The 24,592-nt window shown below is 72.2% G+C and carries 18 protein-coding genes, 1 pseudogene and 4 CRISPR repeat arrays; of the genes and pseudogenes, 10 read left to right on the top strand and 9 right to left on the bottom strand.

Annotated features, from left to right (window positions below):
* Positions 1-40: 40 nt before the first annotated feature.
* The 8 genes from cas6 to AB9M23_RS19065 form a co-directional block, all read right to left on the bottom strand.
* On the bottom strand, positions 41-901 hold the full coding sequence (gene cas6 / locus AB9M23_RS19100) for a CRISPR system precrRNA processing endoribonuclease RAMP protein Cas6 (RefSeq protein ID WP_372426172.1): 861 nt from the start codon (positions 899-901) through the stop codon (positions 41-43).
* A 183-nt stretch (positions 902-1,084) separates the two neighbouring features.
* Positions 1,085-2,040: direct repeats of the CRISPR family, unit length 37 nt; unit sequence GTTCTGAGGCCGCTTCCGCGTGGACGCGGACTGAAAC.
* A gap of 207 nt (positions 2,041-2,247) precedes the next feature.
* Entirely contained in the window at positions 2,248-3,495 is a 1,248-nt protein-coding gene (gene csx2 / locus AB9M23_RS19095) for a TIGR02221 family CRISPR-associated protein (RefSeq protein WP_372426171.1), read from the bottom strand.
* Positions 3,496-3,506: 11 nt separating this feature from the next.
* Positions 3,507-5,663, bottom strand: coding sequence for a TIGR03986 family type III CRISPR-associated RAMP protein (locus AB9M23_RS19090; RefSeq protein ID WP_372426170.1), 2,157 nt, complete (start codon positions 5,661-5,663; stop codon positions 3,507-3,509).
* Positions 5,663-6,181 carry a hypothetical protein gene (locus AB9M23_RS19085; RefSeq protein ID WP_372426169.1) on the bottom strand — a complete coding sequence of 173 codons (519 nt, stop codon included), beginning with the start codon at positions 6,179-6,181 and terminating at the stop codon, positions 5,663-5,665. Before AB9M23_RS19085 ends, AB9M23_RS19090 begins: the two co-directional genes overlap by 1 nt.
* Positions 6,178-7,671 (bottom strand): RAMP superfamily CRISPR-associated protein, encoded by a 1,494-nt coding sequence (locus tag AB9M23_RS19080; protein ID WP_372426168.1) that lies wholly within the window; start codon positions 7,669-7,671, stop codon positions 6,178-6,180. Before AB9M23_RS19080 ends, AB9M23_RS19085 begins: the two co-directional genes overlap by 4 nt.
* A complete protein-coding gene (locus AB9M23_RS19075) occupies positions 7,668-9,257 on the bottom strand; it encodes a hypothetical protein (protein WP_372426167.1) in 1,590 nt (529 codons plus the stop codon). Before AB9M23_RS19075 ends, AB9M23_RS19080 begins: the two co-directional genes overlap by 4 nt.
* A complete protein-coding gene (locus tag AB9M23_RS19070) occupies positions 9,254-9,925 on the bottom strand; it encodes an RAMP superfamily CRISPR-associated protein (protein ID WP_372426166.1) in 672 nt (223 codons plus the stop codon). The genes AB9M23_RS19075 and AB9M23_RS19070 overlap by 4 nt, the downstream gene beginning before the upstream one ends.
* The gene (locus tag AB9M23_RS19065) at positions 9,922-11,697 is read right to left on the bottom strand and encodes a hypothetical protein (protein ID WP_372426165.1); all 1,776 of its coding nucleotides are present in this window, start codon (positions 11,695-11,697) and stop codon (positions 9,922-9,924) included. The genes AB9M23_RS19070 and AB9M23_RS19065 overlap by 4 nt, the downstream gene beginning before the upstream one ends.
* 204 nt (positions 11,698-11,901) lie before the next feature.
* Positions 11,902-12,354: a CRISPR direct-repeat array (repeat unit 37 nt; unit sequence GTTTCAGTCCGCATCCACGCGGAATGCGGCCGATAAC).
* A gap of 274 nt (positions 12,355-12,628) precedes the next feature.
* On the opposite strand from AB9M23_RS19065, the gene AB9M23_RS19060 reads away from it, so the two are divergent.
* From AB9M23_RS19060 to AB9M23_RS19015, 10 genes and pseudogenes are all read left to right on the top strand, one after another.
* Positions 12,629-12,967, top strand: a complete 339-nt coding sequence (locus AB9M23_RS19060; protein WP_372426164.1) for a helix-turn-helix transcriptional regulator — start codon at positions 12,629-12,631, stop codon at positions 12,965-12,967.
* Between the two features lies 1 nt (position 12,968).
* Entirely contained in the window at positions 12,969-14,270 is a 1,302-nt protein-coding gene (locus tag AB9M23_RS19055; protein ID WP_372426163.1) for a type II toxin-antitoxin system HipA family toxin, read from the top strand.
* A 64-nt stretch (positions 14,271-14,334) separates the two neighbouring features.
* A CRISPR array of direct repeats spans positions 14,335-15,154; the repeat unit is 37 nt; unit sequence GTTTCAGTCCGCATCCACGCGGAATGCGGCCGATGAC.
* Positions 15,155-15,253: 99 nt separating this feature from the next.
* Entirely contained in the window at positions 15,254-17,254 is a 2,001-nt protein-coding gene (cas1, locus tag AB9M23_RS19050; RefSeq protein ID WP_372426162.1) for a CRISPR-associated endonuclease Cas1, read from the top strand.
* Between the two features lie 4 nt (positions 17,255-17,258).
* Positions 17,259-17,543 (top strand): CRISPR-associated endonuclease Cas2, encoded by a 285-nt coding sequence (cas2, locus tag AB9M23_RS19045; protein WP_372426161.1) that lies wholly within the window; start codon positions 17,259-17,261, stop codon positions 17,541-17,543.
* A gap of 26 nt (positions 17,544-17,569) precedes the next feature.
* A CRISPR array of direct repeats spans positions 17,570-18,602; the repeat unit is 37 nt; unit sequence GTTTCAGTCCGCATCCACGCGGAATGCGGCCGATAAC.
* A 219-nt stretch (positions 18,603-18,821) separates the two neighbouring features.
* Complete coding sequence (gene csx16 / locus AB9M23_RS19040) at positions 18,822-20,081, top strand: CRISPR-associated protein Csx16 (RefSeq protein WP_372426160.1); 1,260 nt, start codon at positions 18,822-18,824, stop codon at positions 20,079-20,081.
* A gap of 419 nt (positions 20,082-20,500) precedes the next feature.
* A complete protein-coding gene (locus tag AB9M23_RS19035; RefSeq protein WP_372426159.1) occupies positions 20,501-20,746 on the top strand; it encodes a hypothetical protein in 246 nt (81 codons plus the stop codon).
* A gap of 80 nt (positions 20,747-20,826) precedes the next feature.
* Positions 20,827-21,240 (top strand): IS66-like element accessory protein TnpA, encoded by a 414-nt coding sequence (tnpA, locus tag AB9M23_RS19030; RefSeq protein ID WP_372426158.1) that lies wholly within the window; start codon positions 20,827-20,829, stop codon positions 21,238-21,240.
* Positions 21,237-21,593 carry an IS66 family insertion sequence element accessory protein TnpB gene (gene tnpB / locus AB9M23_RS19025; protein ID WP_029032426.1) on the top strand — a complete coding sequence of 119 codons (357 nt, stop codon included), beginning with the start codon at positions 21,237-21,239 and terminating at the stop codon, positions 21,591-21,593. Before tnpA ends, tnpB begins: the two co-directional genes overlap by 4 nt.
* 68 nt (positions 21,594-21,661) lie before the next feature.
* A pseudogene (gene tnpC / locus AB9M23_RS19020) lies at positions 21,662-23,189 on the top strand (IS66 family transposase).
* A 29-nt stretch (positions 23,190-23,218) separates the two neighbouring features.
* Positions 23,219-23,365, top strand: coding sequence for a hypothetical protein (locus AB9M23_RS19015; protein WP_372426157.1), 147 nt, complete (start codon positions 23,219-23,221; stop codon positions 23,363-23,365).
* Positions 23,366-23,465: 100 nt separating this feature from the next.
* Here the strand turns inward: AB9M23_RS19015 and AB9M23_RS19010 are convergent, their stop codons facing one another.
* Positions 23,466-24,485 (bottom strand): DNA cytosine methyltransferase, encoded by a 1,020-nt coding sequence (locus tag AB9M23_RS19010; protein WP_372426156.1) that lies wholly within the window; start codon positions 24,483-24,485, stop codon positions 23,466-23,468.
* Positions 24,486-24,592 lie beyond the last annotated feature (107 nt).

Below are 24,592 nucleotides of genomic sequence, written 5' to 3'. Positions count from 1 at the left end.
CACATCCCCTGTCGAACCGAGACCGCGACCCTGCCCGTCCCTATCCCAGCGCCACCTCCACCCGCCCGAACCCGATCGCGGCGTGGCTGCCGATGTGGGTGTCGCGGGCGAGGACGAGGTAGGGGGCGAAGGGGCCGAGGGGGCCGTGGATGCGGACCGCGCCCAGGAAGCCGCTGACGGGGATGGGCGTGTCGCCGCCGCGTTGGGACCAGCGTGTCATGCGCACGGGAATGGTCTCCAGCGCCTCGACGGAGAGGCGCGCGGCGGCGATGCGGGCGGCGGCGCGGTCGAAGCTCGGCGCGAGGCCCGACCAGGCGGCCAGCCCGTTGACGCGCTCGACGCAGGCGACGAGCAGCGCGTCCGGCGCGGCCGAGAGCCGCCCGCCGGAGCGGATGACGAGGGGTGTGAGGAAGCGCACGTGCGCCTCCCGCGCCGCCGGCGCGGGCCAGGGCGGGCTCGCCCGGCGCATCAGGCAATCGAGCGGGGCGAACGGCACGCGCATGCCCCGCGGCTTCAACGCCACGCCGCCGGCGAGCGCCGCGACGAGCGCCTCGCGGGAATCGTCGGCATGGATGCGGGCCGCCCCGAACAGCCGCAGGTCGACGAGAACGACGTCGCCGCGCACGTCGACGTCGATCACGAAGGGCCGCGGCGCCTGTCCCTCGCCGAACAGCGTGTCGAAGGCGCGCGGTCGCCCGAACGGATCCGCCCGCCGGGGCGGAGGCCGATCCGCCAACGCCCGCCCGAAGGCGCCGCGGATGCGCACCGGCAGGTCCGGATGATCCTCGAGCCCCCGCGGCCGCGCGGCGACGACGCGGATCTCCTCGTGCTGCCAGAGGGCGAGGAGGGCGTCGGGGTCGACGCGGGGCGTGAGGGGGGCGGGTTGCGCGGGGGCGTGCATGGGGGGAGCTTAGCGGTGGGGGCGGGGGTTGGGAACGGGGGAAGAAGGGATGAGGCGGCGATGCGAAAACTTCGGTATTTCCACGATGGGGCGAAAATCGGCGCTTCCGGCGCGAAAAATCGGCACCCATCGTGGATTCGGGCCTCGGACAGGAAAGTCTTGACAGGACCTGCGGGAGGGGGTGTTCTGAGGCCGCTTCCGCGTGGACGCGGACTGAAACGACCTCCTCGACCTGGACACCCGCGAATTCTGAGTTCTGAGGCCGCTTCCGCGTGGACGCGGACTGAAACGCAGTCGGGGAGTAGACCGCCCTTACTTGAATGGTTCTGAGGCCGCTTCCGCGTGGACGCGGACTGAAACCCGAGCCGCGCCACGATGTTGGAGAGGACGGTGTTCTGAGGCCGCTTCCGCGTGGACGCGGACTGAAACGTCGCGCTTGGCGCGCCCCTCCTTCTTGTGTTGTTCTGAGGCCGCTTCCGCGTGGACGCGGACTGAAACCGGTGAAGTCGGCGATCACGGGGCCGTACACGTTCTGAGGCCGCTTCCGCGTGGACGCGGACTGAAACATGTCGGAGCTGGCCCCGCACCCGCGCCTCGACGAGAGTCGTTCTGAGGCCGCTTCCGCGTGGACGCGGACTGAAACCTCGGCTTCGGCGCGGATGACACCGTTGGGCATGTTCTGAGGCCGCTTCCGCGTGGACGCGGACTGAAACGGGCTACGCCCAGGGCCTGCCAGAAGCTGTAGGCGTTCTGAGGCCGCTTCCGCGTGGACGCGGACTGAAACATGGTCCGGATGTTGAACCTCACGATGCCGCCCGTTCTGAGGCCGCTTCCGCGTGGACGCGGACTGAAACTCGCCGAGGCCGTCCTTCCTCCAGCCGAGCCGCGTTCTGAGGCCGCTTCCGCGTGGACGCGGACTGAAACTCGGCGCCCGTCGCGCGGGCAGGGAGAGCACGGAAGAGGGTTCTGAGGCCGCTTCCGCGTGGACGCGGACTGAAACCTCCTGCGCGCTTTTGAACACCATCACGAGCGGTTCTGAGGCCGCTTCCGCGTGGACGCGGACTGAAACCTCGACGTCGGCATTGATGCCGTTGTCGAAGCCGTTCTGAGGCCGCTTCCGCGTGGACGCGCACTGAAACACCCGGCATCCCGGGCGGCGTTGATCTCGGCGGATTCTCGGCCGCATTCCGCGTGGACGGGGACTGATACCCCAGTCAGGGGGCGTAGACCGAGGAGCCCCTTCTCGGCCGAATTTCGCCGATGCGCCTCCGTCGCGGGCGCAGCCGAGCACGCCCCCGTTGGGTGTGGCGGCTCTCGTCGGGTGTGCCTCGTCCCGCGGCGGCCGCTCAGGACACCGGCAGGAGCCGCTCGAGCAGCGCCACGAGCGCGCCTTTGTCCGCCAGGGCTGCCTTCAACGCCTCGCCCCTGGGCTCGGTCCCGTGCGCGAGCGCGTTTCGCAGGTTCTTCAGGTCGAGATGGGTGGCCGCGGCCGCTCGCTCGCGCTCGGAGGCCGGCGCGTTCTTCTCGACGATCGCGACGGCGTCCTTCCCGTGGAGTTCCTGTGCCCTCGTCCGCGCCTTCCTGTCGCGCGGGTCCTTCCCCTCCGCCTCCATCCGCCGCGACACTTCTGCCTCGAAGCCGTGCAGCGCCGCGCGGAGGTAGTCGCCGGCGGCGAGCGCCGTTCGGGCGAGCGCCGCCTGGCGGGCGGAGTGCGTCGCGTTGGCGCGCCAGGCGAGACGCGCGGACAGGGCCGGCGCGACGAGGGGGGCGACGGGGCCCTGCGCCGACGCGAGCGCCGAAACGAGGGCGTCGAGCGCCGGCACGGCCTCGTCCAGCCGGCCCGCCTGCTCCAGGAAGTCCGCATGATCGAGGCTCGCGGCGAGGTCCGCGTCGCCCCGCGTCGCCGCGCCGCCCTCGACCGCCCGCGCCAGCGGCCCGATCCGCCCGGTCGCATCGTAAACCGCGAGCGCGCGCACCCAGCGCATCAGCTGGATGAGCCCGTCGAGCCGCAGCACGGGGGCAGCCCCGGTCTCCGTCTTCATGGACTGGGCGCCATAGTACACGCCGTCGATCGGCGCGGGCGCCAGCGTCTCGAGCGCGAGCGCGGCGGCGAGCGCGGTCATCGGCAGGTGGCGCAGGCCGTTGGTGACGTCGAGAACGAGACGCGCATACGGGGGGACGCGGTCGTGCAGCAGCGGCAGGAGGCTCAGGGCCTCCGCCTCCGTACGCCCGTAGGGCAGCACGACCGGCTCGACCGTGGTGCCGTAGGCAGCCGTGAACCGCTCGCGGGCTTCCTCGAGCAGCGCCTCGTCGAACGCGTTCCCGTACGCCTTCGCGTTCGCCTCGGCCTCCGCGTGGAGACGCGCCTGGAGATCGCTCTCGCCGTCGAGCGCCCGCAGCGCCACGCCCCACCCGCTCCCCGACGTTCCCGCCAGCACGACCCGATCCGGCGCCATCCCCTCCGCCCGCAGCTCCTCGACGAGGGCGGTCCCGAAGAACGCCGTCTCGCGTTCCGCGCCGGAGGCGAAGCGATAGGTCGTGGGCGTGTACTGCCCGGCGCCGAGGAAGGTGAGGAGGATGCGGGGGGCGGTCATCGGCGGGGCCGTTAGCTCTCGACCGAAAGGTCGCGGGCATCGACCGGCTCCGGATCGGAGCCGAATTGCACGTTCACCTTCGCATTGCGATCCACGGCGGCCTGTGTGAGGTCTTCCAGTAAGACGACCTTTTCTTCACCCTGATATACGACCGCGCTACCTTTCCGCGCCAAGACAGCCTTCGCCGCCGCCCCGGCGGCCGGCTTGCGCAAGTACGGCATCAGGACCTGCGACACCGAGTTGAGACCGGAAGATCCCTTTCGTCTCCGAAAATCGGCGAGGGGCATAGTCTCCAGCAGCCCGGCAGGTCCGACCGGCCGTCCCTTGACCTCCCGGACCTGCTCCGGATCCGCCATGGCGAGCAGCGTCCGGATCGGATCGCTCTGCTTCCAGGACGTCATTCCCGCCGAACGTCTGCAGAAGAGCAGCATATGCTCCTCGAACAATCGCATGCACTCCGAAGGCGACGGCGCTGGGCCTCCGGCGTTCGCGCGCATCGTGCGCGTCCAGGCGGCCTCGTCGATCTCGATCCGGATCTGCCCGAGGCCGAGCGGCTTGCCCATGCCGAATGCGTGCCGCCTCGCGGGATCGCCGCCGAGGGTGATCGCCCAGAGCAGCGCCCCGAGCTCGACCGTTCCGAGGTTGTGGACGCGGACGTCTCCGGTGAACCTGCTTCCGGAAGGCATCGTCTCCAGCTGGGTCTGGACCTTCACGTTCGCGTTCGGTGGCGGCCCGCGAACGCCGGCCAAGGCGGGAGGCCTCACCGGGTATCGCTTCCATCCCCGCAGCTTCGCGTCGCTATCCATCCAGCTGACATAGTTCTGGCCGCGCAAGCGCCCGTCCCCATCGTGGGGCTGCACGAGGTACCCGGGAGAGAAGCTCGCCTTCGGCGGACCGAGCACGCATGGGGGCTGAAGCTCCGGCTCCCACCCGGGCTCCACCATGCAATGGGAGAATGACACGCGCCCCTTCAAGGCGGCCGTCGCGTCCGTGTCCTGATCGCCGATACAGCCGAACATCAGGGTCGCGAGATCCATTCCGTGGCCGAGAGCGACCTGTTGCCGCGAGGTGCTCTTCAGGATGACCCCCACCGACGCGTCCGACGGTATCGGGAACATGCGAGACAAGCCGAAAGAGGTGATGTCGCCGCGCCCATTCTTGGTGTAGAAGATCGGGATCTCGCCGCCGAACAGGTTTCTGCCCCGATTGGTCTTGAAGTAGTCCCATGTCGACATGCCGGTTTCGTAGTGACCTCGTCCCTGGGGGTTCACAGAGCGATCCGCCTGCTCGTTGACATCTCGGAATCGCTTGATCACGTCATCGTCGATGACGAGATCAAAATCTTCCCTGTCGTAGAAGACGAAGTCCAGATGCTTCGGCACGTGCTTCTTCGTCTTTTTGGACGACGTCTCGCCGGAAGTTTGCGCTTCTTCGGCGGCCAGAAGTTCCGCCGCCACGTCCTTCGGGCTCCGCTCACTGGGACGGTTGGCGTTCGGTTGGCCTGTCAGGACGATGCGCCCCTTCCGAGCTCCGCTCGCGCCGGCGGGCGCAAGCTCGAGAATGGTGTCGTCGGGACCCAGACCGCGTTTCTCAAGGACGAGCGCACGTTCCGACGAACACAGGCCGTAGAAGCGCTCGTATTTCGCTGACGCGAACTTGAAGGGTGCGTATTGCGTGTCGATGCCGAGGGCGGCGCTTCGGATGCGCGCATAGTGGCAGGGGGTCACGCGCCAGTTCCCACCCTCGAAGCGAAGCCAACCGGCATGGACCTCCCTGACGCGGGGGAGGTAAAGGCCGCTCAGCCCCGCGGAGAGATCGCGGATCGGAAATCGCCGATCCGCGACCGCACTCATCCGGCCGAACGAGGCGATCTCGACGAGTGCGCGGATCATGCCCTTGAGCGACGACCCGGGGAGATAGTGCACGTTGTCGGGCCCGAGCAAGAACCGCACCTCCGTCGGTCGCTTGTCATGCTTGACCCGCTCGCCCCCCACCAACAGCGGCGTCACCGCCTCGATGCGGATCGGGAACGTCCCGCAGACGCCATCCGCGAGCGGAACGTCCTGGGTCACCGCCGCCTGCCAGTCCGGCTCCATGACGACCGGGGGCAGCGGCACGAAATTGTAGGGCGCGTGCATCAGGTCGGGCAGCTCGGTCGGCTCGGCCATCACCCCTCCTCCCCCAACCCCTCGAACCCCAGGAACCGCGCCGCCACCGTCCGCGCCGGCTCGCCCGCCTGCGCGCGCCAGTAGCGGCGGTAGACGAGCCCCGTCGCGAAGCGGCCGGTGCCGTCCTTCAGCGTCGAGACGTGCAGCACGCGCTCGGCGAGATGGGTCGGCTCGCCCGCGGCCTCGGCGTACCGGACGAGGCGCCAGCCCGCGGGCGCGCCCGGGCCCTCGTCCTCGTGGTCGACATGGAGGCTCGCGCCATCCGTGAGCGCGAGCTCGGCGGCGAAGAGGCGGCCGGGCAGCGCGAGCGGGGCGCCGGGGGCGAGCCGCCGGGGGCCGCCGTCGCCCCACAGCCAGCCTTCGCGGGGCGCCTGCGCGGCGATCGCGGTCGCGAGGGCCTCCACACCGTCGGCGGCGGGCACGTGCGACGCCTCCACCACGAGGCACACGGGGGTGAAATGATCGCGCGTGCCGAAGAGCGCGTCGAGATCGGCGGCGAGGGTGGCGAGCGACGTCATCCCACGGCCTCCCCGGTCTCGACCCAGCCGGCGAGCGGCTCCAGATGGGACGCTTCGCCGGTCATGAAGCCGTGCCCCTTGTTGGCGCCCGCGCCGAGCGCCAAGCGGCCCTCGACGAGATCGCGCAGCGCCTCGACGAAGGCGCGGCGCGCGGCGGCGTCGACGTCCCGCGCGTCGTCGAGGCGCAGCCGGACCGGGAGCTTGCCGCGCCAGGCGAGCTCCTCGCCGTAGAGGATGCCCGGCAGCACCCCGCCGGTGAAGCGGTCGATGCCGTTGTGCCAGAGCACGCCGGTCGCGATGTCGTCGTCGGCGATCACGACGTCGTCGATCAGCACGCGCCCGATGGCGGCGACGGGGTCCTCGCCGCCGCGGTCCTTGGCCTCACGCTCGTCCGGCTCGTGGACGTAGCCGAAAAGGGCATCGACGGCCTGCGGGCGCATCTGCGCGAGCGTCGGCGCCTCACGCATGACGACGTGATCCGACGTCGCCGCACCGCCGGCCAGCGCCTCGCGGTGCTTGATCAGGTGGTAGTGGAACACCGTGCGGTGGCGCAGCGCGCCCTTGATCGCCGTCGCGGGCACGACGAAGCGGGGCGTCTCCTCGATGCGGCCGGAACGCCCGGCCTGGTCCCAGACCACCGCCCGCTCGGTGAGCGGGAAGAGGTGGGGCGGCTTGTCGGCGCCGGTCGCCCGCGCGGGCGCCTTGCCGCCGCCGATGCGCCAGAAATCGAACGGCGTCAGCGCGATCGCGACGCCGCCCTCGTCCCGGTTCTCGAAATCGGTCGTGATCACCGCCTCGGGCAGCGGTGCGTCGAGCCGCCCCGGCCACGCGGCGAAGGTCGCGCGATCGTCGGCGCGCGCCAGATCGAGGCGGAGCTCGGAGAGGCGCACACACCGCAGCCGCCCGTAGCCGCGCCGCGCCCCGCCGCCGATGGCGAGCCAGGGGTCGCGCAGGGCGGCGCGGACGATGGCGTCGGCGTCGTCGTCCGGCCCGGCGAGCAGGATCGCGACGTCCATCGTGAAGCGATGGCCGCGCGGCAGGGCGGCGCGGTCGAACTTGGCGCGGTCGGCGGCGACGCCGCGATGATCGAGGCGCACGTGGTCGCGCCGCATCGGCGCGGTCTCCAGCGCCGGGCCGAGGATCGGGTCGCGGGCGAGCGCGGCCGCGTCGACGCGCTCGACCGGCCCGTCGACGGGAACGCCTCGGCAATCGTGGATCGCGCCCCAGCTCGGCGTCACGGTGGAGGCTTCGCGGCCGTCGCCGGCGGCGCCGCGGGCGCGGCCGAACAGGCGACCGGCCGTGGTCTCGCCCTCCGCGCGCAGCACGATCCGCCGCAGCACGCCGGCGAGCGCCGAGCCGGGCAGCGTCGGCAGGCCGAAGGCGTCGCGCACGAGCGAGACGTCGGTGTGGACGCTCGCCTCGCCGTTGCCGATCGACAGCGGGGAGGCGGCCTCCAGATCGACGCGGGCGAGCCAGCGATGCCGGGTCATGCGCGCCCTCCCGCGAGCGGGTCGGCGACGCGAAGCCGGTCCGTCTCCCGCGCCATCCGGTCCGCCGCCATGGCGAGCACGTCGGCGGCGGCGAGATCGGTGCGGGCGGCGAGCGTCGCGATCGTGTCGGCGAGGACGTCGGCATGGGTGCGGCCCGGCCCGACGGGCCTCACCCAGATCGTGTCGTCGACCCGTCCGTCCTTCATCTTCATCGTCGGCTCGCGGAAGACGGCGCCATGCAACTCCCCGGCGGGCCGGTGGCGCGCCGCGCGGGCGGCTTCGGCAACGGCGTTCCACTGCGCCCGCGAGGGGCCGGCGAGGCCGTCCGCGCCGGCGCCGAGGTAGCTCTCGGCGTCGTCGTAGGCGCGCACGAGCACCGCCACGGTCTGCGCCACCGCCGCCTCGCTCGCCGCGACGCGCACGCGATCGCCTGTGCGCGCGCGCATCCAGGCGACGAGGGGAGGCTCCGCGCCGGTCGGCCGCGCCGTCTCGCTCCGAAGCGACGTGTGCGGCTCGTCCCAGCCCGCCGGACGGTCGCCGGCGAGGAGCGGCGGGTCGATCCAGACGTGGCCGAGGCCGGCGGCGCGATGGAGGCCCACGCGCCGCTCGCCGCAGACGCCGCCGTGCACGTCGTCGAAGACGAGCACGCTGCCCGGCGCAATCACCGTGCGCTCGACGTCCGTGACACCCCAGCGGCCGTTGAAGGCTGCGTGGCTGCGCGTCGCGAGCGTCGAGCGTTCCGGGGCGAAGTGCCCGCCGTCGAGGCCGAACAGGGCCGGATCGACGGTATCGTCGCCCGCCTCCGGACGCGCCGGCAACGCGAGATCGGACAGGACCCAGACGACGACCCGACCCGAGGCGGTTCCCCCGGGCGCGGCCGGATCGGCGGCCGGCAGGCGGGTGATCGTCACGCCGCCGAACTCGGCCGAGCGCGAGCGGCCGAGGCGGGCCGCGCGCCCGGCGGGCGATGCGAGGAGCGCGACCAGCGCCTCGAACGCGGCCGCGTCCGCCGCCGGGTCGGCGGCGAAGGCGCGGGCATCCGCCTCGATCTCGGCGAGGAAGGACTGCCCGGCCTCGACCGCCTCCGCCCCGAACAGCAGGCCGTCCGCGGCCACGCCGCGGGAGCGGTCGATGGCGGTCTTGAGCCGGTATGTCTTGCGCACGCGCACCTCGCCGAGCGCGGCGTCGAGGAAGCCGTCCTTCAGCGGCTCGAGCTGGACGCCCGCGCGCCGCGCCGCCCGGGCGAGGTTCGCCACCTTGGCGTCCACCAGCCTGCCGTCCGCGCGATGCGCGCCGGCGTCGAGATCGGCCTTGGCGACGTGCAGCACCCGCGGCGTCGGCCGCCCGATCCGGCCCTCGGCCGAGAGCGGCAGGCCGACGCCGAAGCGCACGGCGCCGCCGTGCAGCACCGTCCAGGGGTCGAGAGCGACCCCTGCCTCCGATAGGCGCGAGGCGGCGAGGCCGAGGAGCGCCGCGCCCGGCACGACCGAGAGCGAGCGATGCCCGCCGGTCGTCGCGCTGCTCGCGCTGAACACGCAGGCGTCGTCGAGGTCGACGCGCAGGCGCGCGCGGCGGATCGTCGTCATGCCGCCTCCGACAGCGCGAGCGTGCAGCGGCCGAGCCCGCGGGTGCGCCCGCCGCCCACGGCCCGCACGAAGGGCGCCGCGGCGACGAGCACGTCGAGCCAGCGCTCGGCGAGGGCGAGCGCGGCGGCCGAGGCGCCGGGCGGCGGCGGCAGCAGGTCGATGCGCGCCTCGAGCCCCACCGGCACCGCCGCCTCGACGGTGCGAAGCGTCGCGGCCTTGGCCGAGCCGTGGTCGTCGATCGCGGTCGCGGCGAGCGTGGTCACCAGCGTTCGCGCGAGCACGGCCCGCTCCTCGGCGTCGAGATGGGCGAGATGCGCGAGCGCGGCGGGCTCGAGCCGCGCGTCGGAGACCGCGAGCCGGCCGGGGACCGTGCCCCGGTTCGCCCGCGGCCGCGCCGCGCCGGGAACCGTCTCGAAGCCGCTCGTGCCGAACAGGATCGACGCCGCGTCCGCCGGCAGCGGGCGCCCGCCGACCTCGGCCCCGATCTCCGCGAGGGTTTCCACCGCCTCGCGCAGGAGGCCGCGCAGGCTGCGCCCCGGCAGGACGGGGAGGCCCAGCGCATCGCGGGCGATCACGGCGTCGAGCATGGCCGAGGCGCCGCGGCCCGTGCCGCAATGCCAGTAGGAATGGAGCGCGACGGACACGCGCGCAGAGGCGGGGGCGCTCATGCAGCCTTCTCCCCGGACGCGCTCCGGCGGCTGCGCCGGCCGATCTGGACGAGGGCGAACGCGTCGAGCAGCGGCGTCGCGGGTGGGCCGCCGTCGCGCCCCGGCGGGAAGGGCTCCTCGGCGCCCTTCGGCACGCCGAAGGCGGCGAGCGCACGATCGAAATCGTCGAGCCAGCGTCCGGCCCGCGCCTCCATGATCTCCCGCCAGCGGCGGTAGTCGAGCCGCGCCTGGAACGGCGTCGCGGCGAGCGCGCCGAGGTAGCGGCGCAGCGGGCCGCGGGGGAAGCCCTCGGTCGCGATCACGTCGGCGAGCTCGGCCAGCGCGTCGAAGGACGCCATGTCCCGCGCCTCCCCCGAGACGACGTAGGGATTGCAGGTGAGCCGGCGCGCGTCCGCACCCCGGCCCAGCGTCAGCTCGCCCTCCAGCGCCTCGCCGTAGGCGTCGGCGAGCGCCGTCGTCACCCGGTGGAAGGCGAGCGTCGCCGGCGGGGCGCCGGGGCGGCCGGCCTGCGCCCCCGCCGCGGCCTTCTCGGCCGCCCTCTTGGCCGCCCCCTTGGCGAACTTGGTCAGGCTCTCGGACAGGTCTCCCGCCTGGTCGAGCGGGTGGTTGGCGTTGACGAGGACGATCCCCGCCCCGGCGGAGAGCGCGGCGGGCACCGCCGCCTCCAGCGCCGCGCCGCCGAGCGCGCGGGCCCTCTCGCGCACCGGAGCCAGCGCCTCGCGGGTGCGCGTCTCGAACGCGCGCAGGTAGGCGGCGGCGAAGTCGACGGCGCAGTCGCCGCGCACCAGGATGGTGAGGTCGTCGCCGCCGAGCACCAGCGGGCGCGCCGGCAGGACGTGCCCCACCGGCGAGAGCGTCTCCCACACCGCATCCTGCGCCGCCAGCGCCGTGGCGGTGCCGATGGCGTTCGACAGGGCGAGCAGGAAGCCCGCGCCGGCGTCGGCGTCCGCGACGGCGGCGAGCGCGGACTGGACGGCGATCAGCGTCTCGCCGAGGCGGTTGCCGTCGGCGTGGACGAGGCCGACCGTCCGGTCCTCGCCGGAGAAGGGGAACACGACGGCGCCGCGCGGGGCCTCGGCGGCGTCCATCTCGGTGGGGAAGACGCAATCGGCGAGCGCCGGCGGCAGCATGCGCCGCTCGAGGCCCACCGCGCCGCCCGCGCGCTTGCCGTCCCGGCGCGCCCGCGCCACGGCGACCCGCCGCGCCAGCGTGCCGGCGTCGAGCGCCTCCTCGCCGGTGACGTCGACGCCCGCGACCGCGAGCCCGTCGCCGCGGAAGAAATCCGCGCCGGGCGGCACCGCCGCGCCGCCGGTGCGGGGGGAGAGCCGCGTGAAGGGGGTCGCCCGCGGCGCCGGCCGCGCCACCCGCGCGCGCGCCGCGGCGAGGGCGCCCGGCCGCTCGGCGAGCGCGTCGCCGAGCCCGTCGGCGTCGTAGAGCGCGTCGATGAAGGGGAGGCCCGGCGCCTCGACCTGGACGGCGAGCGTGAGCAGCGCGCGCAGCCGCTCCAGGGCCGGACGGTGGTCGGCCTCCACGAGCGCGGTCACGGCGCCGCCGGCCCGCCGGGCGAAGCGGATCGGCGCGGCGTCGTCGCCCATGCGCCACAGCACGTCGGAGAGGAGGTCGAGCGTCTCGTCCTCCTGCGCGTCCCCCTCCGGCCGGCACAGCCCGTCCACCAGCCGGCTCCCGCCGACCATGTCCCGCAACCGCCCGCCGGCGGTGATCCAGGCCTGGATGGCCTTCGCCTCGAAGGCGTAGACGGCGAGGGTGGGCACGGGAGGGCTGCTCCGTACGGCGACGCTTCGAGACCTTTATGAAAGGTGAAGATGCGTTGCGCAAGGGGGGCGTGCGGGTGCCGGAGCGATTGGGCAATTCACGGGGGTGGGGTGGGGAATAGGGGTGGGGCGGCGGCAGGTGGAATGCGGCCGCGGGGAATGCGGCCAATATCGCTCCGGCTAAGGCTACGGCGACGGCTATGGGTTTCAGGCCGCATCCACGCGGAATGCGGCCGACAACCGGAGGAAGTCGCGCGCTTCTGGCCGCGAGTTTCAGTCCGCATCCACGCGGAATGCGGCCGATAACTTCCACGCAACCCACTTCCACCGTGCAGCACCGTTTCAGTCCGCATCCACGCGGAATGCGGCCGATAACGGCGGAGATCATGCTGTTGCGCCTGCAAGCGCAGGTTTCAGTCCGCACCCACGCGGAATGCGGCCGATAACGCGTACCTCGTCGGGTCGCTGTTCGTGATGCTGTTTCAGTCCGCATCCACGCGGAATGCGGCCGATAACAGGTATTCCCGAACGCCCTGCTGGGGGGGTCGGCGGGTTTCAGTCCGCATCCACGCGGAATGCGGCCGATAACCGTGTCCGCCCTCGTCGGGGGGCAGGTGCAGGTTTCAGTCCGCATCCACGCGGAATGCGGCCGATAACCCTCCTCTGCAAGCCCTGTCAAGCGGCCACGCTTCAGCGCCGAGATCCACGATGGGTCCCGGCTTTTTCGGCCGAACGCGCCGAACTTCGGGCCATCGTGGAAACACCCGCATTTTCCGCCTCCGAAGCCATGGACGTCGCCACGATCGCCGCCCCCTGTCCGCCCGCCTCAGGACCCCGGACGATCGCCGTGGACGGAGCCGCCCGGATCGGGCTATGGTGATCCATGAACGAGCCACGAACGGCCTTCCTGCACCATCGATGGACCATTCTCATGCCCAAGCCCGAGCATCGCGCCTGGTCCCGGCATGCCCGCGAGGCGGCGGAGCTGCTCGGGCGGGAGATCCGCGAGGCGCGGCTCGCGCGGGCCATGCCCGCCGGCGAGCTCGCCGAGCGCGCCGGCGTCTCGCGCGGCCTCGTGCGGCGCGTCGAGGCGGGGGACACCGGCGTGTCGCTCGGCGCGGCCTTCGAGCTGGCCGCGCTCGTCGGGCTGCCCCTGTTCGAGCCCGAGCCCACGGCCTTCGCGCGCCGGCTCGGCGCCGCGCGGGAGAAGGCGCCGCTCCTGCCGCAGGCGGCGCGCCCCCGCCGGTCGCTGCTGAAGGACGACTTCTGAAATGCCCTCCACCCCGCGGCCCCCGCCCGACGAGGCCCCGAACGAAGCCTATGTATGGATCTGGCTGCCCGAGGCGACCGAGCCCATCGTCGCCGGCCGCATCGTGCGCGACCGCGATGGCTTCGTCTTCAACTACGGCCGCTCGTACCTGGCGCGCGCCGACCGCATCCCGATCTACGAGCCCGAGCTGCCGCTGCGGCCCGGCGTCATCGCGCCGGCGCCGGACCTGACGATCGCCGGCTGCCTGCGCGACGCCGCGCCCGACGCCTGGGGCCGCCGCGTCATCCTCGATCGGCTCACCGGCGCGCGGGGACGGGATGCGGACCCGGGCACGCTCGACGAATTGACCTACCTCCTCTTCTCGGGCTCGGACCGGATCGGCGCGCTCGATTTCCAGCGCTCGGCGACGCGCTACGTCCCCCGCGACCCGCAGCCCGCGCCCCTCGACGCGCTCGCCCGCGCCGCCGAGCGGATCGAGCGCGGCCTGCCGCTGACGCCCGAGCTGGAGCGCGCGCTCCTGCACGGCACCTCGCTCGGGGGCGCGCGGCCGAAGGCGGGCATCGCCGACGGCGACAGGCGGCTGATCGCCAAGTTCTCCTCCTCGAGCGACACATACGACGTCGTGAAGGCCGAGTTCGTGGCCATGCGGCTCGCGGCCCATGTGGGGCTCGACGTCGCGCCCGTGCGGCTCGCCCGGGCCGCCGGGCGGGACGTGCTGCTGGTCGAGCGCTTCGACCGCGTCCCGACGGCCGATGGCCTCGCCCGCCGCGCCATGGTCTCGGCCCTGACGCTGCTGGGGCTCCACGAGATGACGGCGCGCTACGCCGCCTGGGAGGACCTCTGCGAGATCGTGCGCAGCCGCTTCGTGAACCCGCGCGAGACGCTGCCGGAGCTGTTCGCCCGGCTCGTCTTCAACGTGCTCGTCGGCAACACCGACGACCACGCCCGCAACCACGCCGCCTTCTGGGACGGCACGCGGCTCGCGCTCACCCCCGCCTACGACGTCTGCCCGCAGGCGCGCAGCGGGGGCGAGGCGACGCAGGCCATGGCGATCGCCGGCGCGGACCGGCGCAGCCGCCTCGCCACCTGCCTCGCCGCCGCCCCCGCCTTCCACCTCGCGCCGGACGCGGCCGAGCGGCTGATCGCAGACCAGGTGCGGGCGCTGAAGGCCGCCTGGCCGGCGGTCGCCGCCGAGGCCGGCCTCTCCCCCGCCGCGCGGGCGCTGATGGAGACCCGCATGCTGCTCCCGGCCTACGCCTTCGAGGAGGCGCCGGAGGGGTTGGTGCGGTTGCGCGGGAGGTGAGGTCGGCCGATTCGGCGCGATGCGGGCGATGATCGACCGGGGACAGCGGCCATGTCGCCGCGACCTCTCGGTCGGCATCCACGCGGAATGCGGCCGATAACGGGGACGGTCACTGCCCCCACAGCCGGGTTCAGCGGTTTCAGTCCGCATCCACGCAGAATGCGGCCGATGACACACGAGATGGGATTCGCCCTCGAGTGCGCCGTGTGTTTCAGTCCGCATCCACGCGGAATGCGGCCGATGACACTGCGCCGAGCTCCAGGACTTCCGGGGTGTCTACGAGTTTCAGTCCGCATCCACGCGGAATGCGGCCGATGACCAAGCAAACCGACGGGTTCACCGTCCACGGCGGGTTTCAGTCCGCATCCACGCGGAATGCGGCCGATGACGCGCGCGGCAAGACGACGGCCGCCGGCGCCGGCGTTTCAGTCCGCATCCACGCGGAATGCGGCCGATGACGCGGAGCTTTCGCGGAGGATCGCGGATCTTCAAGTTTCAGTCCGCATCCACGCGGAATGCGGCCGATGACGCACTGGTCAGGAACTCATCGACGCGGGGCTCCTGCCCGTTTCAGTCCGCATCCACGCGGAATGCGGCCGATGACCCGCACGTACATCACGAACGATGCCCGCAAGGGGTTTCAGTCCGCATCCACGCGGAATGCGGCCGATGACGGGAAGTTGGGCGTCCTCAGCACCGATACAGAGTTTCAGTCCGCATCCACGCGGAATGCGGCCGATGACCCGCCTGAGCCCACGCTCACCACCGAGACCGAGTTTCAGTCCGCATCCACGCGGAATGCGGCCGATGACCGCGATCGCTTCGGCATAGACGTGGTGGAGGTTCCGTTTCAGTCCGCATCCACGCGGAATGCGGCCGATGACACCCCCCTCTGCAACGCTTGTCAAGCGGCCGCGCTTCAGCGACGATATCCACGATGCCCGCCGGTTTTCGGCACCCTTAGCCCGCATCTCGAGGCCATCGTGGAAAGACCCGCAATTTCCACCGCCGCCACCGCCTCCCCGCTCTTCGCCCGCCTCTGCGAACCCGCCACCCTGCGCGCCGCCTGGGCGAAGGTGCAGGCGAATGCCGGAGCGGCGGGGGGTGACGGGGTCACCGTCGAGCGGTTCGCCTATGTGGCGGACTCGCAGATCGAGATGCTCGCGCGCGGCCTGCGCGACGGGTCCTACCGGCCCGGCCCGGCGCGGCGCGTGCTGATCCCCAAGAAGGGCGGCGGCGAGCGGCCGCTCGACATCCCCTGCGTGTCCGATCGCGTGGTCCAGGCCGCGGCGGCGCTGGTGCTCGATCCCGTGCTCGACGCGGAGATGGAGCCCTCGTCGTTCGCCTATCGCCGCGGGCGCTCGGTGGCGCAGGCGGTCGCCCGCGTCGCCGCCCTGCGCCGGCAGGGCTTCGACCACGTGGTCGACGGCGACATCCGCGCCTATTTCGAGACCATTCCCCACGAGCGCCTGATCTCCCGGCTGGAGCGCTCGGTCGACGACGCGCGGCTCGTCGACCTCGTCTGGCTCTGGCTCGAATGCTATTCGCTGACGGGCCGCGGCGTCCCGCAAGGCTCGCCGATCTCGCCGCTGCTCGCCAACCTCTATCTCGACGACGTCGACGCCGCCATCGAGAGCCGGGGCGTGCGGCTCGTGCGCTTCGCCGACGATTTCCTGCTGCTCTGCCGCGGCCGGCCCGTGGCCGAGGATGCGCTGGAGCGCATGCGCGACCTGCTCGCCGAGCACGGGCTGGCGCTCCACCCGGACAAGACCCGCATCGTCGACTTCACGGAAGGCTTCCGCTTCCTCGGCCACGTCTTCGTGCGCTCGCTGGTGGTGCAGGAGGTCGGCGCCGACGAGACGCCGGAGGAGGACGCGGTGGCCGCCGCCGAGGCGGTGCTCGCCCGCGCGCAGGCGCAGGGGCGCGACGCGCCGACGGAGGACGACGGCGCGGAGGACACGGACGAGGCGCCCGGCCGGCACGCGCGCGGCCTCGTGCCGGTCTACGTGATCGAGCCCGGCGCGCGGCTCGAGGCGCGGCGCACCCGGCTCGCGGTGGTCGACCGCCTCGGGCGCGTCGCCGACCTGCCGCCCGCCGCCATCGACCGGATCGAGCTCGGCCCCGAAGCGGATGCCGGCCTCGACGCGCTCGACCTCGCCGCCGCGCACGGGATCGAGGTGCTGCGCACGAACGGCCACGGCGAGGTCACCGGCCGATGGGAGCCGGAGGCGCCGGCGCGGGCGGCGCTGCATCTCGCCCAGGCGCGGCTCGTGCTCGACCCGGAGCGGCGCCGCGCGCTGGCGCAGACCCTCGTCGAGGCCAAGGTGCGCAACCAGCGCGCCTATCTCCACCGCCTCAACCGCGAGCGCCGCGACCCGGAGATCGCGGCGACGCTGGTGAAGCTGTCGCGCCTCGTGCGCCGCTTCCGCGCGCCGATGGCGATCGACGAGGCGATGGGGCGCGAGGGCGAGGCGGCGGCGCTCTACTGGAGCGCGCTCGCCCGCTGCCTGCCGCCGGCCTTCGCGCTCCCCCGCCGCCGGCGGCGCGAGCGGCGCGATCCGGTGAACCTGCTCCTCGATATCGCCGCCTCCCGCCTCGCCCGCGAGGTGCGCAGCCAGGCTTCGCGGGTGGGGCTGCATCTCGGCTTCGGCGTCCTGCACGAGACCCGCGAGGGGCACGACGCGCTGGTGCACGACCTGATGGAGGAGTTCCGCCAGCCGCTGGCCGAGGCCTTCGTGCTGACCGCGATCGCGCGCGGGCAGATCCGCCCGGAGCACGTGCGCAGCGAGGGGGAGGCGGTCTCGCTCACGCGGGAGGGCTGGGCGGCGCTGCTGCGGGCCTGGGAGGGCTGGGTCGCGCGCCCGATCGCGGCGCCGAACGGCGAGCGCATGCTCTGGCGAAGGCTGATCCTGCACCAGGCCCACGCCTTCGCCCGGCACGCGCTCGAGGGCGCGCCCTACGCGCCCTACGTCATGGACTATTGAGCCGATGCCCCGCGAGCACCTCTACGTCTTCGCCTACGACATCGCCCGCGACAGCGCCCGGGCGCGGGCGCACGACATCCTGGCCGAGCACCTCGTGCGCATTCAGAAGAGCGTCTTCGAGGGCCGCATGAGCGAGCGCGCCGCGCGGCGGCTCGTCGAGCGGCTCTCGGTGCTGGTGGGCGAGCAGGATTCCCTGCGCGTCTGGGCGGTGACGACGGACGGCCTCGCGGCGAGCTTCGCGCGGGGGCGCGAGCGGCTGCCGGAGGAGGGGCGGTTCTTCTTGTTTTGAGGGGGGAGTTGGTGGGCGCTCCGCGCGCCGCAATCCGCGTCCACGCGGAATGCGGCCGATAACCTGTCGCGGTACCCCCGCCCGTGGACCAGCCCCGGTTTCAGTCCGCATCCACGCGGAATGCGGCCGATAACCCTTTTCGAATTTCAACAACGGACCAAGAGCCTGTTTCAGTCCGCATCCACGCGGAATGCGGCCGATAACCTCCTGCCCCAGATCGACGCGATCCTCGCGGCCGAGTTTCAGTCCGCATCCATGCGGAATGCGGCCGATAACCGCGCTCCTGCAGGAGCGCCTCGGCAAGAAGTTGCCGAACTACATGTTTCAGTCCGCATCCACGCGGAATGCGGCCGATAACTCGTCGAAAAGATCGCCCGTGCTTCCGATCTGGAGGTTTCAGTCCGCATCCACGCGGAATGCGGCCGATAACTTCTCATGTGCCGACGGTCGACGCCATGCGCGAGTTTCAGTCCGCATCCAGGCGGAATGCGGCCGATAACGTGGCCGCGTGCGCCCTGGAGCCGGGTACGTCGTTTCAGTCCGCATCCACGCGGAATGCGGCCGATAACCTGCACCACCACCAGCGGGCCTGCCGGGAACACCGTTTCAGTCCGCATCCACGCGGAATGCGGCCGATAACCTACATCGTCTCCACCCTGGTCGGCGGCCGCGTCGTTTCAGTCCGCATCCACGCGGAATGCGGCCGATAACGCCGTCGGGCGCAGTGGCCCGCGTGGCCACCAAGTTTCAGTCCGCATCCACGCGGAATGCGGCCGATAACCAGTAAAGACGGTCTCCTCCCCGACTTCGAGAAAGTTTCAGTCCGCATCCACGCGGAATGCGGCCGATAACCTGATGCGTCGCGTGCGGCGTGTCCGCATGCAGTTTCAGTCCGCATCCACGCGGAATGCGGCCGATAACTTCGTGGAGGGCGCGGGCGTTCCCAAAACGCCGTTTCAGTCCGCATCCACGCGGAATGCGGCCGATAACCTGCTGGAGAATAGGGATGGCGGGGCCTCAAAGTTTCAGTCCGCATCCACGCGGAATGCGGCCGATAACACCCCCCTCTGCAACGCTTGTCAAGCGGTCGCGCTTTCGATGCCGGATCCACGATGGGCACCGAATTTTCCGCCTCGAAGCGTACTTGATCACCCCATCGTGGAAGCGCAGCCATTTTCTTCGTCTCCATCCCTCTCCGCAGCCGCCGCCGTGCGAGACCCTTGCCCGGCGCGCTCCCGCGCGGCATGCTCGCACGGCTGATCGGGATGGGGGAACGGCATGGCCGAGGGGCGGGTCCTGTTCGTCGGGCGTCACCCGGGCGCGCTGGCGTGGGCGGCGCGGCGGGGGATCGTGGCCGAGCCGGTGGCGCATCTCGACCCCACCGAGGTCGGCCCCGGCGACCGGGTCCTCGGCACGCTCCCCGTCCACGTCGCCGCCGCGATCGTCGCGCGCGGCGCCCGCTACACCCACCTCGTCCTCGACCTGCCGGCGGACGCCCGCGGGCGGGATCTCGACCCCGACGAGATGGAGCGCTTCGGCGCGCGGCTCGTCGACTACGTTCCCGTGCCGGTGGCGCCGGCCCCGCTCCCCGGCGCCCCCGCGCCGGCCGCGGGCGAGCCGGCGGATGTCACCGGAGGTCTCTGGCGGCGCCTCCGGAACCGGTTCGCCGGGTGGTTCTCACCGCTCGCCGGCGCGGCGCTGCTCGGGCTCGGCGCCCTCGCCGCGATCTGGCTCGGCTCGGCGCTCGAGGCGCTCGCCGGTGCGCTGTGGCCGCAAGGGGTCGCGGTGCCGGCGGATGCGGGCTTCCTCGAGGCGATGCGGCTGCGCCTCGTCGACGTCTTCACGCCCAATCTCGACGCCGTTGCCGGCGCGCATGCGCTCGACGCCGCGCTCGCCGCCCTGTTCTTCGGCCTCGTCGGCCTGCGGCTCTTCATCGTCGGCCGGCGCGTCCTGCGCACCCGCATCACCGCCTCGATCGCCTCGCCGACCCGGGCGCGCTCGGCGGTGGTGATGGCGCTCTCCTCCATGAGCGCGGGCGAGCTGGCGCAACTCGCCTCCGCCTCCGAGGCGACGCTGGAGGCCGTCTGCGGGCCGAACGCGGCCTCGGCCGGCTGGACCTTCCGCTGGGTGCAGAACCTGCGCGCCCTGCGCCATCACCTGCGCCCCGGCCGCCGGCTGCGCGTGGAGGTGCTCGTTTCGAAGGACAGCGAAGGCCAGCTCGCCGCCTTCCGCGCGCTCGCGACCCGCCTCGTCGCGGGGACCGGCGCCACGCTCGAGGTCCGCCAGGCGGGCCGCGCGGTCGACTACGACGACTACCGCGACGTCGAGGCCGCCGTGGCGCAGAGCCTGGGCGCGCTCGTGAAGGAGGGCTTCGCCTTCGGCGACATCTGCTTCGACACGACGAGCGGCACCAAGCCCATCTCCATCGCCTGCGCGGTGATCACCATGAACCGCGAGCTCGAGTTCAGCTACGTCGCGCAGTCCGGCCAGGTCTGGCTGTTCGACGCACGCCTGCCGCTGGCCTGGGGCGGGGAGTGAGCGGGTCGGGCGTGGGCGGCACCAAAAAGTGTGCGAAACGGCCCGGCTCGATTGCGATGACCCGGACGGCTGGCTAGCCTGTGGCTACGAGGCGCGGGGAGGCGGGAGCACGATGTCGGGAACGGAGGGCGCCGCGCAGGAGGTCTTCGGGCTCCTGGAGCGCGGGCGCGGCGAGCGTGTCGAGCGGACGCGCGCCGCGGGGCGACCCGGGCGCCGGCCGGCGCCCCGCAAGGCCGACGAGCTCGCCGCCCTCCTCGACGACCCGGACGGCGTCCTCTTTCTGGACATCGAGCCTCGCGGCGACCTTCGCGGACCAGAAGGCGTCGCGGGCCCGGATCCTCGGCATCGATCTCACCGGCTCCGAGAAACGCCCCTCCGGCACGTGCCTGCTGGACGGATGCCGTGCGCAGACGTCCCTGGTGGCGAGCGACGACGAGCTCGTCGCGCCGGTGGATACGCACCGCCCGGATCTCGTCTCGATCGATTCTCCGCTCGCCCTGCCGGCCGGTCGCACCAGCGCCTTCGACGACGATCCCGGCCGCGAGCAGGACGGAATCATGCGCGGATGCGAGCGGGAGCCGAAGCGCGGGATCAACGTCTATCGCTGCCCGCTGCCGAGCATGCGTAAGCGGTGTCCCCGGCCCACCTTCCTCGCCGTAAGCTGATGGGCGAGTCTCCCGATCGGTTGGTGATCGGAGATCGTTTAGTGTCTGGACTTGAGCCTACGCTCGAGCCGGAGCGCGTGGTGCGCCGGTTGGAGGTGATCAACGGTGCTGGTGGGCGCCGGCGCTGGAGCGCGGACGAGAAGGCCGGGATCGTCGCCGAGACGCTCGAGCCGGGCGCGGTCGTGTCCGAGGTCGCGCGCCGGCATGGCCTGACGCCGCAGCAGGTGTTCACGTGGCGCCGCGAGGCGCGCCGGGCGACCCTGGCCGACGTCGTCGAGGGCGACGATCGGCCGGCCTTCGTGCCGGCGGTCCTGGAAGTACCGCCGCCGTCCGAGCCGAAGAAGCCGAGGCGCCGCAGAGCGCCGGCGCCCCGAGCCCGACGGAGCGCTGCGCCGATCGAGCTGGAGATCGGCGGCGTGGTCGTGAGGATCGGGCCTGGTGCGGACGCGGCGACGGTCGCGGCGGTGATCGCGGCCCTGAGGACGACGTCGTGATCGGGCCGTCGGGGACGGTGAAGGTCATGGTGGCGACGAAGCCGGTCGACTTCCGCAAGGGCGCAGAAGGGCTCGCCGCGTTGGTGCGCGAGGAGATGAGCGCCGACCCATTCTCGGGCGTGATCTACGTCTTCCGCGCCAAGCGCGCCGATCGGGTGAAACTGCTGTTCTGGGACGGGACCGGTGTGTGCCTGTTCGCGAAGCGGCTCGAGGAGGGCGCGTTCCGCTGGCCGAGCCTGCAGGACGGGGTCATGAGGCTCTCGGCCGCGCAGCTCTCGGCGCTGCTCGAAGGCCTCGACTGGCGGCGCGTGCATGCGGGCCGGCGTGCGCGGGCGCCCGTCGCCGCGAGCTGAGTGCGGCATGGTGAATCAGCGCGGCTTCAGGGCGTGCACGGGCTTGGCCAGTATGCTCGAATCCGGCCATGGCGCTCGCGGTCGACACGCTCCCGGACGATCCCGCCACGCTCAAGGCGATGCTGATCGCCGAGCGGGCGGAAGTCGAGCGCCTGCGCCTGATCATCAAGCAGTTCCAGCGGCACCGGTTCGGGCGACGGGCCGAGACGCTCGACGAGGACCAGTTGCACCTAGGGCTCGAGGAGATCGAGCAGGCCGAAGCGGAGGCGAGCGCGCGGGCCGAGGATCCGGCGCCGGCGGAGCGGGAGACGCGTGCGGCGGCGCGCCGGCGCAACCGCGGCGCCCTCCCGGCGCACCTTCCCCGAATCGAGCAGGTCGTGGACGTCGAGGACAGGAGCTGCCCCTGCTGCCGGGGCACGCTCCACCGGATCGGCGAGGACGTCTCCGAGCGGCTCGACGTCGTCCCCGCCCAGTTCCGGGTACTCGTCGTCCGCCGGCCCAAATACGCCTGCCGAGCCTGCGGCGACGGCGTGCGGCAAGCCCCCGCGCCGGCCCGCCTGATCGAGGGCGGCCTGCCGACGGAGGCGACCGTCGCGCACATCCTCGTGGCGAAGTACGCCGACCATCTGCCGCTCTACCGCCAGGCGCAGATCTACCGCGGCCTGAGGGATCGCGCTCGACCGCTCGACGCTGGCGGACTGGGTCGGCCGGGCGGCCTTCCTGCTCAGGCCCGTCCACGCGCGCATGCTGGCGGCGCTGAAGGCCTCGCCCAAGCTCTTCGCCGACGAGACCACCGCGCCGGTGCTCGATCCCGGGCGCGGACGCACCAAGACCGGCCAGCTCTGGGCCTATGCCCGTGACGACCGGCCCTGGGCGGGAACGGACCCGCCGGCCGTCGTCTTCGTCTACGCGCCCGACAGGACGAGCGAGCGCCCGCTCGCCCATCTCGACGGCTTCCGGGGCGTTCTCCAGGTCGACGGCTACGCCGGCTACAACGCGCTCGCCGAGCGCGGCGTGACGCTCGCCTTCTGCTGGGCGCACGTGCGCCGCCGCTTCTACGAGCTCGCCGCCGCCGGCCCGGCGCCGATCGCCAGCGAGGCGCTCGAGCGCATCGGAGCCATATACGCCGTCGAGAGCGAGATCCGCGGGCTCGCACCCGACGAGCGTCGCGCCAACCGCCAGGCCGCATCGGTGCCGCTCGTCGAGGCGCTCGGCACCTTCCTGCGCACCCAGCTCGACCGCATCAGCGGGAAGACTAGGCTCGCCGAGGCGATCCGCTATGCCCTCGCACGCTGGGACGGTCTCTCCCGCTTCCTCGATGACGGGCGCGTCGAGCTCGACTCCAACGTCGTCGAGCGCGCGATCAGGCCAATTGCTCTCACCAGGAAGAACGCGCTCTTCGCCGGCTCCGACGGCGGCGGCGAGCACTGGGCCGTCGTCGCCTCGCTCGTCGAAACCTGCAAGCTGAACGGCGTCGACCCGCACGCCTATCTCGCCGACGTGATCACCCGCATCGTCAACGGCCATCCCAACGCCGCGCTCCACGATCTGCTGCCGTGGGCTTACTCCCGCCGCACCACGACCGACGCGGCCTGAGAACATCGCTTACGGCGGTGGAGGCGATGATGCGCGAGGTCGACCAGCTCTCCGGCGGCGTGCTCTTCCGCCAAGGTCCCTCGAGCGAGTCGCTGGAAGCCTTGTGGGACAACGCCTTCGTCAAGGGCCGCCGGCATTTCTTAAAATTGGAGGAGCCGGGTTCTGATGACCAATGACGGGTACTCGTGGGGGAACTCGGGTGGAAGTTGTCGAACATAGAGAGAACACGGGGGTATTCTGCCGTGTCTCCGCCAAGGTCCCGTCAAGTGCCGACGATCAAGCCGCACGAGCCAGGGAGCGCCCTATGTCGGTGAGATGCTCGACGATGTGCTGCATGACGGGGGGGCAAACCCCATTGCCCAGGATCTTCACCCGATCTCTGCGGCTGCCGCATTCGAGACGGTACTCGCGCCCAGTCCTCGGGCAGGGGCCAAAACCCATAGCGCGGCGCAACTCCGGCACCTGAAGCATTCTCAGCCTCGGAATACCCTCCACCCACGAGACCAGACCGAATCGGTCGAGCGTGGTGAGCGTGCGCAGCGGTCGAGTGAGAGGCTGCCATCCGCCCGCGCGGTCGGAGGAGTAGTACACCACGAGGAAATCCTCGCCTTCACCCAGCTCGGCGATCCCGGCTCGAATACGCTCGGCGGTGGCCTCCGCGCGGCGTTCGTCGAAGGCGTGCTTGGCGGGCCACGTGCCGGGCTCGTCGAGAATTGTGCTCGCGGGCAGCGGATTGGAGGGCGTTACGGTGACCTCGTCCGGCTTGGGCCCACGCTCCCCCATGATGAAGAGACGTCGGCGCGCCTGCGGCACGCCGAAGTCGGCGGCGTCCAGTGTCTGGATCGTGAGCAGGTAGCCTACGTCCTCGAGCGCCGTCTTCAGCTCCCGGAAGCCCTCCCAGTTCCGCATCATCGCGACGTTCTCGAGCACGATCCACTGCGGTCGCATCTCGCGAATGAAGCGCATGACATACCAGCCGGAACGTCTGCTTTCGTCGCAGCGTGGCCTTGCGCCGCGAGCGATCGAGTGGTGGGTGCATTCGGGAGACGCGATCAGGAGGTCGACCTGTCCGATGTCCCCGAATATCTCCGGGCCGCTCTCGTCGCTTAAGCGCGTGTTCACCACCACCGCGCCGGGGAAATTGTCGCTGTAGGTGCGCGCGGCGACGTCCCATGCATCCACGGCGCCGACCAGTTCGGCTCCCGCCGCCTGCGCGCCCCAGCTGCTTCCGCCACCCCCACAGAAGAGATCGATAGCCCGGACCATCAGCGTCGCCTCCCGAATCAGCGCGGGCACGGAAAGCCTCCCTCCCGTGCCCGCAGAATCTGTCAGCTTAGTGCTACCAGGTTCTGATCATCCCTACCAGGCCGACGTGCAAGTAACCCTAACCCGATGAGGGACTT

The organism is Salinarimonas chemoclinalis, assembly GCF_041514305.1.
In the GTDB taxonomy this organism is placed as follows: domain Bacteria; phylum Pseudomonadota; class Alphaproteobacteria; order Rhizobiales; family Beijerinckiaceae; genus Salinarimonas; species Salinarimonas chemoclinalis.
The sequence above is the reverse complement of the archived record's forward strand: the minus strand, read 5'-3'. Positions and strand labels throughout refer to the sequence as shown.

Coding starts and splice junctions, on each gene's coding strand:
- cas6 (WP_372426172.1), bottom strand. CDS start 901: ATGCACGCCCCCGCGCAACCCGCCCCCCTCACGCCCCGCGTCGACCCC.
- csx2 (WP_372426171.1), bottom strand. CDS start 3,495: ATGACCGCCCCCCGCATCCTCCTCACCTTCCTCGGCGCCGGGCAGTAC.
- AB9M23_RS19090 (WP_372426170.1), bottom strand. CDS start 5,663: ATGGCCGAGCCGACCGAGCTGCCCGACCTGATGCACGCGCCCTACAAT.
- AB9M23_RS19085 (WP_372426169.1), bottom strand. CDS start 6,181: ATGACGTCGCTCGCCACCCTCGCCGCCGATCTCGACGCGCTCTTCGGC.
- AB9M23_RS19080 (WP_372426168.1), bottom strand. CDS start 7,671: ATGACCCGGCATCGCTGGCTCGCCCGCGTCGATCTGGAGGCCGCCTCC.
- AB9M23_RS19075 (WP_372426167.1), bottom strand. CDS start 9,257: ATGACGACGATCCGCCGCGCGCGCCTGCGCGTCGACCTCGACGACGCC.
- AB9M23_RS19070 (WP_372426166.1), bottom strand. CDS start 9,925: ATGAGCGCCCCCGCCTCTGCGCGCGTGTCCGTCGCGCTCCATTCCTAC.
- AB9M23_RS19060 (WP_372426164.1), top strand. CDS start 12,629: ATGCCCAAGCCCGAGCATCGCGCCTGGTCCCGGCATGCCCGCGAGGCG.
- AB9M23_RS19055 (WP_372426163.1), top strand. CDS start 12,969: ATGCCCTCCACCCCGCGGCCCCCGCCCGACGAGGCCCCGAACGAAGCC.
- cas2 (WP_372426161.1), top strand. CDS start 17,259: ATGCCCCGCGAGCACCTCTACGTCTTCGCCTACGACATCGCCCGCGAC.
- csx16 (WP_372426160.1), top strand. CDS start 18,822: ATGGCCGAGGGGCGGGTCCTGTTCGTCGGGCGTCACCCGGGCGCGCTG.
- AB9M23_RS19015 (WP_372426157.1), top strand. CDS start 23,219: ATGCGCGAGGTCGACCAGCTCTCCGGCGGCGTGCTCTTCCGCCAAGGT.